General features: G+C 56.1%; 11 protein-coding genes. All 11 read left to right on the top strand.

The annotated features are described in order from the left end of the window. Position 1: 1 nt before the first annotated feature. The 11 genes from V8L71_RS07790 (at position 2) to V8L71_RS07740 (ending at position 13912) form a co-directional block, all read left to right on the top strand. Positions 2-2938 carry a glycoside hydrolase family 19 protein gene (locus tag V8L71_RS07790; protein ID WP_336273708.1) on the top strand — a complete coding sequence of 979 codons (2937 nt, stop codon included), beginning with the start codon at positions 2-4 and terminating at the stop codon, positions 2936-2938. 49 nt (positions 2939-2987) lie between these two features. Then, a complete protein-coding gene (locus tag V8L71_RS07785; RefSeq protein ID WP_336273707.1) occupies positions 2988-3290 on the top strand; it encodes a hypothetical protein in 303 nt (100 codons plus the stop codon). Beyond that, the gene (locus tag V8L71_RS07780) at positions 3290-4789 is read left to right on the top strand and encodes a hypothetical protein (RefSeq protein ID WP_336273706.1); all 1500 of its coding nucleotides are present in this window, start codon (positions 3290-3292) and stop codon (positions 4787-4789) included. The genes V8L71_RS07785 and V8L71_RS07780 overlap by 1 nt, the downstream gene beginning before the upstream one ends. Continuing rightward, positions 4786-6243: a hypothetical protein gene (locus V8L71_RS07775; protein ID WP_336273705.1), complete on the top strand. Its 1458-nt coding sequence runs from the start codon at positions 4786-4788 to the stop codon at positions 6241-6243. The genes V8L71_RS07780 and V8L71_RS07775 overlap by 4 nt, the downstream gene beginning before the upstream one ends. Before the next feature lie 8 nt (positions 6244-6251). Next, positions 6252-6632 (top strand): hypothetical protein, encoded by a 381-nt coding sequence (locus tag V8L71_RS07770; protein ID WP_336273704.1) that lies wholly within the window; start codon positions 6252-6254, stop codon positions 6630-6632. Positions 6633-6641: 9 nt separating this feature from the next. Further along, positions 6642-9341, top strand: a complete 2700-nt coding sequence (locus V8L71_RS07765) for a hypothetical protein (RefSeq protein ID WP_336273703.1) — start codon at positions 6642-6644, stop codon at positions 9339-9341. Between the two features lie 3 nt (positions 9342-9344). Continuing rightward, a complete protein-coding gene (locus V8L71_RS07760) occupies positions 9345-9803 on the top strand; it encodes a four helix bundle protein (protein WP_336273702.1) in 459 nt (152 codons plus the stop codon). A gap of 241 nt (positions 9804-10044) precedes the next feature. Continuing rightward, positions 10045-11091, top strand: a complete 1047-nt coding sequence (locus V8L71_RS07755; protein ID WP_336273701.1) for a reverse transcriptase domain-containing protein — start codon at positions 10045-10047, stop codon at positions 11089-11091. Then, the gene (locus V8L71_RS07750) at positions 11063-11653 is read left to right on the top strand and encodes a hypothetical protein (protein WP_336273700.1); all 591 of its coding nucleotides are present in this window, start codon (positions 11063-11065) and stop codon (positions 11651-11653) included. The genes V8L71_RS07755 and V8L71_RS07750 overlap by 29 nt, the downstream gene beginning before the upstream one ends. A gap of 69 nt (positions 11654-11722) precedes the next feature. Continuing rightward, positions 11723-12358: a hypothetical protein gene (locus V8L71_RS07745; RefSeq protein ID WP_336273699.1), complete on the top strand. Its 636-nt coding sequence runs from the start codon at positions 11723-11725 to the stop codon at positions 12356-12358. Positions 12359-13114: 756 nt separating this feature from the next. Further along, entirely contained in the window at positions 13115-13912 is a 798-nt protein-coding gene (locus V8L71_RS07740; RefSeq protein ID WP_336273698.1) for a hypothetical protein, read from the top strand. The last annotated feature ends 98 nt before the right edge of the window (positions 13913-14010 follow it).

The raw sequence follows: 14010 nt of genomic DNA, 5'->3' as shown, positions 1-14010 counted from the left end.
CATGCAATTAAATCACGACAACAGCGGCTTCTTGGTCGGTGAGCGGCTTAGTGCCGAGGATGTTACAGGCCGCCTGGACGCGATTCGGGATGAGTTGCGCGCACTACGAAAAGACATTGGCGGGCAGTCGGTCGGTGGGCGTGGAGCACCTGTAGCCAATAAGCCAACAGAGGCCAATAGCAGCCCAGCCCCACGCCAAGCAAAGACAGAGGCAGCGACCCCGCGTCACGATGAGATTGTAGTTCGCGTAGACCAAGAAAAGCCTCCGGCAGTTGCTGCGACAAGCCAGCAGCGCGACCTAGGGCAATACGTTTACAGCCAAGCGGTAACGCCCGGCTCTCCCGCTAACCAGGCGCCCTTTAATCTCAATACCGCATCCACTGCCAGCCCCAGTATAAGCGTAGGCTCGAATGCCGCAGCAGCGACCCCTAGCAAAGACATTGGCGGTCAGTCGGTCGGTGGCCGTGACGCCAGCGGTCGGTTCGTGCCAAAGGACGGTGGAAGCGCCGCGGCTAACGCTCAAGACGAAGAGGACAGCAATGGGCTGCTGATGAAGTCGATCAACGGCTTGGGCGATCGTATGGCAGGCGCTGCCAGAGAGATAGGGGCAGGCAGCGAAGAGGCCGACCCCACTGTTAAGGCCTTTAACGAGGTGGCACAGCCCCTTTCCCGCGGCTTCGGTAAGATCATGGGCGACGGGTCAGATCGCAAGCAGGAGCGCTGGTACCGCCGTTTCTGGCTAATGATGCGCGGCACGCGCCGCGAGGATCGTGAAGAGGGCAAACAGCAACGCCGAATCCTGAAGAACATTGAGCGCAAGCCAACAGGCGGCGACAGCGGCTCCATGCTGTGGCGCGGGATCATGCTGTTACTGGCCCCCATTACCGGCATGCTATCTCTACTTGGCGGTCTGCCGATTGCGTTAGCGGGTGCGGTGATAGCAGGGCTCAAGGGGCTATTGACCGCGCTAGGGATGGGCAAGATAGCCCGCCGAATGACCATACCCGGCAGTGGGCGGTCTACGTCACAGCGAGGCGGCAGCGCTCGCGGTGGTACGGCCAGGTCGGCAGCAGGCGTAGGCGCTAGTCAGCGACAGCAGGGCGGTGGGTCTCGGTTAGGTGGTGCGCCCGCAGCTAGCGGTGGAAGTGGTGCGGGACGCCTCCTGAAAGGCGGCATGCGCAAGATACCGGGCATCGGTGCCCTGCTTGGCCTTGGGTTTATGGCGAGCGATGTTGCCGCCAGCGAAGGTAGCGACGCCACACGGGCTGAAAAAGACACCATGACTGGGCGCGCGGTTGGCGGCGGCCTTGGCGGCATCGCAGGCATGGCGGGCGGCGCGGCTGCCGGTGCTGCCGTAGGCTCAGTGGTGCCGGTGGTGGGTACGGTTGTGGGCGGCCTTATCGGCGCGATCGCTGGTAGCTACTTTGGGGGCAACGCAGGCGAGACTATCGGCGAAGAGGTTGGTGGATGGGTGACGGATCTGCGTCAGTCCAACCTAGTCTCATCGCTTGCTCAGCGCTGGGAATATGCCACCACATTTATGTCCAGCCTGTGGTCTCAAACCAGCGAGGGCGTAGCGGCGCGCTGGAACGTTGCCACTGATGCTTTCCAGGGCCTGTGGGATAGCAGCACCGCCAAATTCAACAGCACTTGGGAATCGCTGTCCGGCTCCCTTGCTGAACGATGGGCATCCGTTACTGATGAGATGAAAGGCGTCTGGAGCGGCGCCGTATCCATCGCTGCCGAAGGCTGGAGCACGCTTACCGATGCCATGGGTGGCGTCAACGACTGGGTAGCTGAAAAAACGGGCGTTGATATAGGGCAGGCTACTCGCGATGCCGGCGAATGGGTATCAGATCGGGCAGTCGAATCAACAGAATGGGTAGCAGGTCGCGCCGAGGCGGCAGCCGATCGTGTCGAGGGTGCTACTAGCTGGCTGGGTAGCAAGATATCAGCGGGCGCGAGCTGGGTGGGTGAAAAGTCCGGGGTATCAACCGCGGTTAATGCAGTGCGAAATGCCCATAACGAGGCATCGGCAACGCCAGCGCTCACTCAGGCCATGGCAGAGGCTGGAATCACTGACCCCAATGAGCAAGCGGCTTTCATGGGGCAGATGCATCATGAGTCGGGCGGCTTTCGCACTATGGAGGAGAGCTTTAACTACTCCTCAGCTGATCGCATCATGGCTGTTAGCCGCACCGCCAGAAACCAAGGCCCTGAAGCGGTGGAAGCCGCCATGGCCCAGGGCCCTGAAGCTATTGCCGAGCTTATGTACGGCGGTCGCATGGGCAATACTGAACCCGGTGATGGTCACCGCTACCGTGGACGCGGCTTTACTCAGCTAACAGGGAAGGACAACTACACCGCCGCTAGCGAGTCACTGGGCATTGACCTGGTCAATAATCCCGATATGGCAGCAGATCCCGAGGTAGCTGCCAAGGTGGCCACCTGGTATTGGCAGAACCGCGAAGGTTTGTCCGAAGCTGCCCAGAGCGGCGACACCCGCGAAGTAACGCGGCTTATCAATGGTGGCGACAACGGCCTAGCCGATCGCGAAGCACAGACCAGCCGTTACTTAGCCGCGGCAGAGGCTGGAGAGTTCACGCCATCATCCGTAAGCGAGCCTCCCAACAACAATGTAGCCGCTCGCCAAAGCACCCCGGAGGCTACGGCCACCGTAAGCACGGACCACCTAAGGGCCATGGGGCTGTCCGCTAGGGCTCCAGCTCTCGGGTCGGCCTCACCACAGTCTGCCAGCATTCCTCCTCTGCGCGTCCCGCCGGTTGGCGAGGCGCCCACTGTTAGCGTTCCGTTGTCCTCTTCAGGAGAGCGCACCAATGGGCAACAGGCGTCGCGTGCGCCTCAAGATGTTAGTCGAGACCTTGGCGATCGCCGCATTGCGCATATCGTTACCGGCTCTTATAGCGGCATGGGGTAACCGGAAAACCAGCCGCTAGGATCATGCGCTGACGGCATAGCATGAGCGCATGAAGACAATTACCGGTGATGACATTCAGGCGATGGTACGCCACTGGCTGGAAACACCAGTCAATGGCTACTTGGGCTCCGGCTACGGCTCTGATGCGAACAGTCTATTGCAGCGCGCCCAGTCAGATGGGCGTGCGGACAGCTTTGTCCGCAAGTTGCGTAGCGATGTCAGCGTATTAGAGGTGCTGCCCAATAGCGCTGTCACGCTGTACGGCGCGCCGGAAGGCATAGACCAGTTGCGCCTAACGCTTGATGTTGCCGGTCGCTCTTATGATCTCAACGATTACGAGGCCAACCGGTAATGCTTACCCGCGAAGACTTTCAGCAGGCTATCGATGATAGCGTGGCGCGTTACCCGGCAGTGGGTGCGCTATATCGCGCTCGCGACCCGCGAATACTCCAGCACCTTGATGCCATGGCCACCATGCTGTCGATGTACTCCAGCCAGCTTGAAGTGGCACAGGCAGAGCCTTTTGAGAAGGTGCGCGATGCCACTGTTTTGGCGGACGCCTCGATGAGAGGCCTTGTTCCTAAGGCGCAACCGTCGCGCGTCAGCATCCGCTTGAAGAACTCCAGCAATACCGCCTTCACCGCTAGCCCCGGGCGCGCGCTGATTGATTCCAGCGGGAGACCCTTTCGGATTGAAACACCTGTCGATGCAGGGCCTGGTGATACCGTCACCTTTGAAGCTGTACAGCTAAGCGAAAAATCAAGAGCCCACACGGTTCAAGAGAGCCGCGCATTCTATGCCATTCAAGTTGAGCTTGCGGATGATGACTCATGGTTGTGCGGCCTTAATGTGACGGACGCAGAGGGCATCTACACGCACCGTGAGCGCTACACCAACACCTTTGCTGGCGAGCGCGTTTATCACGTAGAGGCAGACGAACAGCAGCGCATTTATATCCGCTTTGGCCAAGATGATGTCGTAGGCGTGCAGCCTGAAGAAGGGTCGTCAATTACGATATCCAGCTATTACTCCCTTGGCCGGATAGACGACTTTACCCCCGGTTCGCCCATGGCATTCGACACCATGCAAGCGCCCACTGAAGCTCAAATAGAGATGACGCTGCAGGATGTATTGTCCAGCGGCGAAAATCCGCCTTCCATGCGCGCGCTGCGCGAGCTAGCAAAATACCCCAGCGTCTATAACCACAATGCGGTATTCCTGGGTGAGTTCGACTTCCTTGTACGGCGCCACTTCCCTTCGCTGCAGTTCCTGTCCGTTTGGAATGAAGGCGTTGAGGAGCGGCATCGCGGGATGAGCGTCGACAATATTAATGTTTTGTTCGTTGCCTGCATTTCTGCGATCGGCAATGAAGCTGCACTCTCGCAGTCACCCGGGGAGGTTGTGCAGCCCGATGAGCTGGAGGAGAGCGAGCTAACCGCCACCCATAAAGCCATTCGCGAAAAGATTCACGCTGCCGATGACAGCTACCGCATACGGTTCTTTACTGCCGTTCGTGCGCCGCTGCCTGTCTCTGTTACCGCAACAGTCGCCACTAGCTACGACGAGGGCGTTGTTAAAGAGCAAATCCAGAAAGTCATGCTAGACGAGTTTGGAGAGCAGGCCGATCAGTCGCGCCGCGGCAATAGCACCCCCCTTTACCAGCAGATTTATCAACTCTTACGCCAGAAAGTGCCAGCGCTCAACGTTGGGCGCGCCGATCTGCGCGTGGAGATTAGCGACGAGGCTAGCGATTCGCGCCCTGAGCTATGGCGGTACGTATCGCCGGATAGTCTTCAAGTCGCTGTCACTACCGGTAATGTGAGCGTGCCTTATTGGGGGTCTGGGTTTTGAGCACTGATAAGTTCGACTTCCCTGGGGCCACTCTTCCCAACATCACCCCCTTAAAAGAAAGCCATGCAAACGGGCAGATTGAGGAGGAGTTAAAAGGGCTTTTCGGCGAGCTTTTTTCGGCACTGGCTGAAGAGACCTTTGATGCTAGCGTGTTAGGCGCTCCGCACCTTGGCAGCTTCGACCTGGTGCGACGCACGGTAAACCATGACGGCCTTGTACTACTCAAGGGGGAGCGAGAAGAGGCGGCAACCCGTTACCTATATCGCGCTTGGAAGTCGGGCGATGTCCAGAAACGCGGGCTTCACTTCCTGCGCACCTATCTGCAAATGCTGTTCCCTGGCCAGACTGAGGTTAAGCAGCTTTGGCACTACAAAGATGCCGATTATGGCCAAGGGTTTGTGTTGAATGAGCCCCGAAACCCTTATTGGTACAATTTTCTAGGGTCGCCCGGGCTAAAGATTGATGGATCCTGGAAGCTAGGGCGCCCACTGGTTCTGGATGCGGAGGAGCCTCCTTACTACAAGCCAGAGTCGGGCAGCCTGTTCCTGACCTCCCGCGTAGAAATACTGCTAGGCCTAGAAGAGCTTGCGCGCTACTCCGATGGCAATAGACCCGCTACTACAGGCCTGATTGATATCATCCGGGCGGTCATACCCGCTCGCCTAGTCCCGCTTTTCAAGTTCTGGTTGCGCTTCGTCATTGGCGTGGATATTAGCGTTCGCAGTCATTTCCTGATGCAGAAACATTCAACCATTCGCTACCCATGGTGCGGGCGAGTTCTGACCGAGGATCCTGCGCGCAAATGGTCGCTGGGCATTGATGGCGAGGTGGTGAAGCTGCCCCAGTCGTTTGGTTCTTTCCGCCTGGGCGAGGTTAGAGGCGGCAAGAGCGTCTGGCGTCTCCGTAATTGTCGCACCGAAAGCGAGCTAACCATCGCCAAAGAGCCTGCTGAGGCCTCTGCCTATCGCCTGCCTAAGCTTGGCGAAAAGGGTAGACGCCTCGATGGAGGCTGGGCGTTAGGTCGCCGTCAACTTGATGTTATGAGCTGGAAAGATGTCGAGAAGCATATCGACATTGATCAGCCTATCGACCTTGTGACAACGCTTCACCACCACATCCGCATGGATTACCCCGAAACACCCAAGAAGCTAGGCAGCGCTTGGCGGCTTAACGGCACCTGGCGTCTCGATGGCAGCCGCCAATTGGTGAATGCCTGGGCTGGCCAAAAGCTTGATGGCTTCCGCTTGGCGCGCAAGGGCGTGGTCGCTGAATCAACCGGACACCTGAACGTATCGGCAGCCTGTGGAGCAGCACCCGTGCGATTGCCAAGGCGGAAAACAGCAGCCGAAGGCGGGGATGGCATAGAACACACTTGGAGCCTGCCGTTGAACGGCCAATGGAAACTAGGCGGCATGGCGCCACCCGAGTTCAACATAACCATTACCCGAGTATGAGGTGAAGCATGGCCGAGGCCATCACAGTCAATGCGTATCGTCGCCGATTGGCGGCAGCGATGGCGGGCGGCCCGCCAGTTTCGCCCGCAGCCTATATGGCCTTCGGAGACGGTGGCCACAACACCGACCTAACAGCAAAAGCGCCGTCACGGGACCAGGAGTCTCTTAATAACGAGATTACCCGAAAACCGCTACTGGATGTATCGCAAGAAGATCTTTACTCCATGACGGGGCGCGGACTACTTGAGGCTGCCGATCTGGTTGGCGTGCCTGTCTCCGAGGCTGCATTAGTCGATGCCAATGGCGAGCTCATCGGTATCAAGAACTTCGCTCCGAAGGTGAAAGAGTCCGACGAGCGCTACGAAGTCAGCATCAAGCTACGATTCTAAGGAGCCGTCATGGCACTGCCAAAGTACCCTGTTAAAAAGATCCCCAATGACGAGCCGGATGCGGTTCCGTCACTCTTTAACCAGACCTATGAAGAGATCGATCAAAACCTGAATGCGCTGGATCTGCGCCAATTAAGCACTGAACAGACGTTAACCCAGGCGAAGGGTGACAAAAGCTCTCTCCCCGCGCGCCTAGACAGTATCCAGCAAGACATTGAAGGTATTCGTGGCGAAGACCCTATCGTCATGAGCGAAAAGATCGACGTCCTGGTTGAGCACGGTGCCCAGCAGATATTCACCGAGCATCGCGATCGCGTTGATAACACGGCGATTACTAGCGCCGTATCAGGCGATGACTCCATGGACGTGGAAGATACCGCGGGACTTGTCGAGGGGCAGCATTACTTTATTGCCAGTGACGGCAGCTCGCAAATCGTGCGCATCCGCGAAATTCTCTCCGGCACGCGCATTACGCTAGAAGCAACGCTGACCTCTAACGTGCCAGCAGGCGCGGTATTGAGCCGCATTTCAGGCAGCGAGTTTGTAACCACAGACCTCAGTAGCGCTCTTGTGAGCTACGGTGCGATGATCTTTATTGTGGGTAATGCCACTAACGTGCGCGCCTGGATTAGCGGCGGATGGTCTGATCTTGAGCAGCGCGGCGATGGATGGGTAGTGCCAGTAGGCATTCGCCGTTTTCGTGTTAGCGGCAATATCGAGCGGTTCGCGCTTATCTCTGCACTGCCCATTAGCGCCCTTCGTCGCCCGAGCAACGTCAGCCCCTCCGATGGCGAGCCCGGCTTAACGACACAGCCTACGCTAGTGGGTTCAGGTTACTACGCGCTCTACGCGGTACCGCAAAAGCACCGCCGATTCCGGCTTTATAATGCGGCGGGCGAGATTATTCACGAAGCGACTGTTGAGCCCGTTGGTGCTGAGCCCGTTCTAAGCTATGACGTTCCTGCTGGCGTGCTGGATATCGAAGAGGTGGGATCTTGGAATTATCAAGACGTTAGCTTGCTGGATGAAGAGGGCGCCTGGTCTGAGCGCACTTCATTTACTACGGCTAGCGTGTTCATTAAGGCGCCCACGATTCTTTCACCTGCTGATGGTGAAGTGGACGTTCAAGAGGCGCCCACGATCGAGCTAAGCGCCTTTGCGGTTGAGCCTAATACAGAATCAGATACCCATTCGCGCTCTGGTTACCGAATTCGCGACGAAGAGGGCAATGTTCTCTGGTCTACCCAAACATCTAGCTATCTGACGTCGATTCAGCCGCCGCAAGGGATCATGCAAGAAGGCGGGCGCGTCTACATCATTGATGCACAGCAGGAAGGCCAACTGTACGGCTGGTCTGCCTGGTCAGCCGTTGCCACCGTCACCACGGCGCAACGCTTCGCTGCCGATGTAGGCGAGGCGGGCGCGCAAGGCTTTGGCGTGGGTATTTATTCAGACGATTTACCTGCTGGCTTTACGCCTCTTTCTGGTCACGATGACCCAGCCAGCGACAATTACGGCAACTATCAGTACAGCGACGGCTCAATCATGTGCTTTGTGCCCGCCTTTTATTATCGGTTCGGTCACACTAGCAGCCCTCGCTTCGCTGCTTACGGCGCCAATGCCTTAGATATCGTGGGCATGGGCAGCTTTGCCGACCAGGATGCGGCCGCGCTAGAAGGGTACGCTCTGCATCGCGCGTTTATTGATGGGGGCGTCACTAAGCAAGGCTTCTTTATTGATAAATACCTGAATTCGAAGTCTGCGGGCAACGACGCCGGGGTGTCCGTGAAGGGCGGCGTGCCTATCTCTCTTGCCACGACGACCAGCTACACGAACTCAAGCGGGATGACCGGCTGCGAGGGCCAGTTGTCTGATGCCGTGGTATTGAGTCGTGCGCGCGGTGCGATCTTCAACTGCATCTCGGTCTTCATGTTCTCTGCGCTAGGACTGCTGTCCCTCGCTCACGGACAAGCGTCTACGTCCAGCACGTTTTGCGCGTGGTATGACGGCACTCGCACTACCAACTACCCGAAAGGCTGCAACAGCAGCCTGTCAGACACTGACGATGGCAGCGTTAGCTTTGAGTCAGCGGGCGATAGCGGATCTGCTGACAAACCCAAAGCAGGAAGCGGCACGCCGTTTGCCAAGACGACGCACAACGGTCAAGCGTGCGGCGTGGCGGATGTTAACGGGTCCATGTGGCAGCCAGCTCTAGGCATCACCACGCCAGGCCCAACTAGCACTTCCACTGGCGTGGTCTCAAATGGTGACTGCTATGTGCTCAAGGAGAGCGTAGAGCTTGCCAGTCTGACCGCTGGCTTTGGGGGTGCTACTGACGCATGGGGCAGTGCTGGCGATCTGGCGGTAAATTATGACGCTCAGCCAGGCATTCTGCCGTGGGGAAGCACTACAGGTGCCGCTTATTTCGGCAACGGTGAAAACCAAGTCTTCAATAGCAGTCCTGATGGACAAGGGTGGCTGCGCACCGCCTGCGGCATACCAACTGACATTGATGCTATTAATGCAACCGGCACCAACCTGTTCGGCCAGGACTACTGCTACCAGTACAACCGCGAGAATCTGTTTGTTCTCTGTGCCGGCACTTGGAGCAGCGCTTCGGACGCCGGTGTCTTCGGTCGCTATTGGAGCGTCAGCCGGTCGAACTCGAGCAGCAGCAGCGGGTTCCGCGCGGCGGCCTATGGATCGTGATTTGTGGGCGGCGCGATAGCGTCGCTCTTTCACTTCTTCTTTATGGCTACTAAAACGCATCCTTCGTCCCAGATATTCAACAAGTGCCGGGAATTGATAAAGCTGCTTAATGTGCATCTAAATCACTTTCCCCGGCATGAGAAATACGCCCTTTGCCAGGAGATCAGAAATGCCGTTTATGACGTTTACCAGTTATTGGTAGAGCACCAAAAGAAGTATTACAACAAAACCACTCTCACAAAGTTGGATATTCGCCATGAGCAACTGCGAATGCTGGTGAATCTCTCTTTTGAGATGGGTTATTACGAATACAAAGACAATAAGCGCGGCCATTCAGAGGCCGAAGCGCAACGTCGATACACCGCCGCCTCAGTGCTTATTAATGAGTTGGGCGCGATGATCGGCAGCAGGATACGCAACGCCCGGGATAATCCGCGTGCTGCGAATGGGGTGACTGCTTAAATGCATGCTGTTTGTTCAATGTGCCGGCAATTGGAGCAACGCTTCGGACGCCGGTGTCTTCAATCGCAATTGGAACAACAACCGGTCGAACTCGAACAACAACAACGGGTTCCGCGCGGCGGACTACGTTTCCATCCTGATATTCCATAAAGGAAATACTGGAGACATAGGGAGCCTGTCATCCCGCCATCTCGGCGAAATCTGCAGGCCAAGGTGTTCAAGTACGCAATGGAAAGTCCACATGCCTAAACGCTACGCCAATTTATTCGAAGAGTGCTTCACGCTAGAAGCGCTCTTTACCGCATACCGATGTGCCCGCAAGGGAAAGCGCGGCACTCGCTCTGTGATGGAGTTTGAACGAAACCTGGGGGCTAATCTTCAGCAGCTACAGGATGAGCTGAAAGATTTTGACCCCGATGCTGATGAACTCAGCTATCAGCCACAACCGTACCGTCGTTTCATGGTGACGGAGCCTAAGACGCGCGAGATCGCCGCGCCTGCGTTTCGAGACGTGGTGGTTCAGCACGCCATTTACGCGGTTATCTACCCCATCTTCGACAAGGGGTTTATTCATGACAGCTATGGATGTCGTGTAGGGAAGGGGACGCACCGCGCCAATGACCAGGCGCAACGCTTCTTGAGGCAAAGCCCCAAAGGGAGCCATGTACTCCAGCTAGACATCCGGCGCTTCTATTACCGAATAGTGCGCAGCACGCTTCAACGCCTACTGGAGCGGAAAATCAAAGACCGGCGCCTCGTCAAATTGATCATGATGTTTGCAGAGAGCGACAGTCGCTTTGGCGTGCCAATAGGCAATTTGCTGTCTCAGCTGTTGGCGCTGATCTACCTGGACCCGCTCGACCAATTCATTAAGCGAGTGATGAAGGTGAAGCGATACGTGCGTTACGTGGATGATTTTATTCTTTTTGGGCTAAGCCAGATGCAGGCGCATCGATACAGACACTTGATTGAGCTTTTCTTGTCGACGGAGCTTGGCCTGCAGCTTTCAAGATGGACGGTCGCTCCAGCAGAGAAAGGGGTTAATTTTGTCGGCTTTCGCACCTGGCGGCGCACTCGCTACGTAAGAAAGCACAGCCTTTACCGGTTCTCGCGAAGCTTGAAGCGAGGAGACACTGCCAGCGTGACCAGCATCATGGGCAACGCCCTAAAGACGGCAACATTTGCCCACCTGTGCCGCCGCGTCAAGGCCGAGCGGCCTGACCTGATACCCCAGCTACCCCTTTATCGTGAGGTGAAAGATGCCAGTCCTGTTCAAGTACCAGCGTAATGTTGAGACCGGCCCAAACGGCGCCGTTCTCGACTTCAAGAATTCAGACATTGAAGACGGCCCGCGCGCTACGTATCTGTGCGAAGTGGACGGCTGGCGTTATGTCAGCGTTCCAGATGGGCTTGAAATGCCCGAGCAGCCTGAAGGTATTCAGTGGCAAGCGGTAGTGGAGCCCTCAGCCGCGCTAATTGAGCAGCTTAAGCGCTCAGCACGCCCTGTCTCTATTGCTAAAGACGTGGTGCGTCGACGCATTGAGGTAGAGGTTGGGGATGTGCACGACATGGTAGCTGACTCCATGCGCCTGTGTGAGTTTGCGATTGCGCTCAGCGTACGCGTTAGCCATGAAGTGCTAACCGGCGAGCAAATGGATCCGGCGGTGCGTGAGGCGTATACCGATCGTGTCAGCACGGTGAAGGACGCTCTGGATAGTGGAGCCATTGTTCTGCGCAGCGACCTTGAGGATCCCACTCAAATGATGCAGCGCCTAATGACGCGCTACACGAAAATTAACGACCTCGTTGCAGAGATCTACAAACCGGCCGTAGACGAGCTCTTGCCTTAAACCGCCATACACAACCACTGAAAGCGAGCCCTGCACGGCTCGCTTTTTGCTTTGCTAGGGAGCTGCAAAGTGATTCCGTGCACACAGATCTATTCGTCCTTATGTGACTACGACGCCCTGGTAGCTTCGCTGTCACTTCACGCAGGATCCCATGAGCCCACAGAGACGGCGGGGAAGTTGCAGAACGCACTGATGTGGGGTGAATATCGCCACGGCAGCTACGGTACCGATATAAGCGCCGCGATCGAGGCGCACGTAGCTGGCGTAATTGCCGCCTCCGAGTCCATGCTATTTCATGCCTATAAGCCAGCCTCAGTCGATCCCCATTTTGTCTCTGCCGTTGCTGCGCCCACCGAGGCGCTGTGCTCTATAGCCACTCCCGCAATGGTCAGCGCAGCCGTGCTAAGCCGATCGGGCTGTCAAAGGACGGCTGAATTAGCCAGAGACATTGCTTCAGCCCACACCAATACAGCACCAAGTGGCGCTTTGTATGGCAGCCTGCCCTCCAATGAGCGCGCCTCACCACTGTTTGCGATGTCAGCGCTGGCCTTAACAGAGGACGCCATAATGTCGCCCGCGGTGACTTATATCCGCCGTGGCACTGATGTCTTCTTCCTCTCTGATAATAGGTTCTCTTGCCATGATTCAGTCTGGAATTTTGTCAGGCTATTCGGGGGCGACATGGTAACGCTGCCCGCCGGGTAATAACGCGCGCAGAACGCTCAGGCATCTTGGCATGCCTGAAAGCACTGTGACTGAATCGTGTCTTCGTACTCTTATCTGGCGTGACCTATGGCACGTTAAGCGCCGATATGGCGAGTAAGTCACGTAGCACCCGGAGCGAATATAAAGGCAAATCAGTTAGTTAGGCTGTATTTCTGCATAGCTTTGGTGTCTTGAAAACCGGCATAGGTTAATAGCCTATCCAGGGTTCGAATCCCTGTCCCTCCGCCAAATATTACGAATAAGCCGCTGATTTCAGCGGCTTTTTTGTTGTCTATAATTTAACCAGCCCATACCGCAGCCCATACTTTGGTTTTGGCTCTCATTGAGCAAAACTGAACTGTTTTGGACGCCGCCTCTCTCCCCAGACTTCTTGCTGCTTACCTTCAGGTTGCATTCCAACAAATCCTTCATTCATGCATCCACCCACATGAGGGATGACAGACCCTTTTCCTTCAGATACTGTTATCTTAAGAATTATGAGTGATCGCTACTGACTGGTAACTATCCGAAGGGGGAATTCAGTTAGGTAAAACATATGCCTGCTTTGCAGCGAGAAAATACCTTGCTGCACGTGTCTGCAGCTCTAACACTTTCGCTTGGGCCATCGTTGTCAGTTCAATTCGGAGGAGCTGCCCTAGTTTTGCCTCCTGGAGTGGTAAACCATAGACAGCAATATCATCGAATCTTAGGTTCGCCAAGACTGGTCTTTCAAACAAAAGCATATAGGTAATAGCGGTGATTTCGATCGGCGACATTTACAACCAAGATCTCAATTTCCTGTTCGGATCAGGCGCATCTTTTGGGCTACTTCCGACGCTACAGTTGCAAGTAACGACCGGCGAAGGCGAAAAACGTTACACACTAGAAGACTTGGCGACAAAATTTGAACGCGAGGGTGACCGACGCCTGATCCCACTATTCATGCACTATTACGCCAATTGCATCCGACCGGCGGAACAGCTCAGCCTAGAAAAGGCAGTAGCAGAGGAGCCTGGTGCCACAGTTATCAGAAATTACCGCACTTTCTTGGTCACAGCGTTGGAGATGGCGAAACGCCGCAAGGCACTCGATCGCCGCTGTAACGTGTTTACCACCAACTACGATGGGTGCTTCCCACTCGTAGCTGATGCTCTTATCAGGGAAAATGACATTGATTTCGTGCTCAACGACGGCGCAAGAGGTTTTACTCGGCGCATCCTACAGGCTCGGAACTTTGGGGCCTACATGTGCCAATCCGGCGTATTTGGTCGGTATCAGAGCAGCATCCCACAAATAAATTTGATCCATCTGCATGGATCGGTCTACTGGAGCAAGTCGCGCGAATCGATTCTGGTCGACTACAACTTGTCAGGCCGTGAACCCTTATTGGATAGCAATGCTCTTGATCTGCTGCAGCCCTTCTCGGCTGCCCTTAACAATCCGGCTTCAACGCTTGAAGATGTGCCCGACCCGGACTTTAGTGACGATGCGCTAAAAGCATTCTGGGCAAAATATGAACAGATACCCATCGTTGCGTATTCCGCCCTATCGTGACCGCCCATTCCGTTTGAACGTGACCGTCTGTTCTGGATGATGGTGACCGCGCATTCCGTTTTATCGTGACCGATTTTGGGCAGTTTTCCGGAATCGCC

It is taken from the genome of Vreelandella indica, assembly GCF_037070225.1.
Taxonomy (GTDB): Bacteria; Pseudomonadota; Gammaproteobacteria; order Pseudomonadales; family Halomonadaceae; genus Vreelandella; species Vreelandella arctica.
The sequence above is the reverse complement of the archived record's forward strand: the minus strand, read 5'-3'. Positions and strand labels throughout refer to the sequence as shown.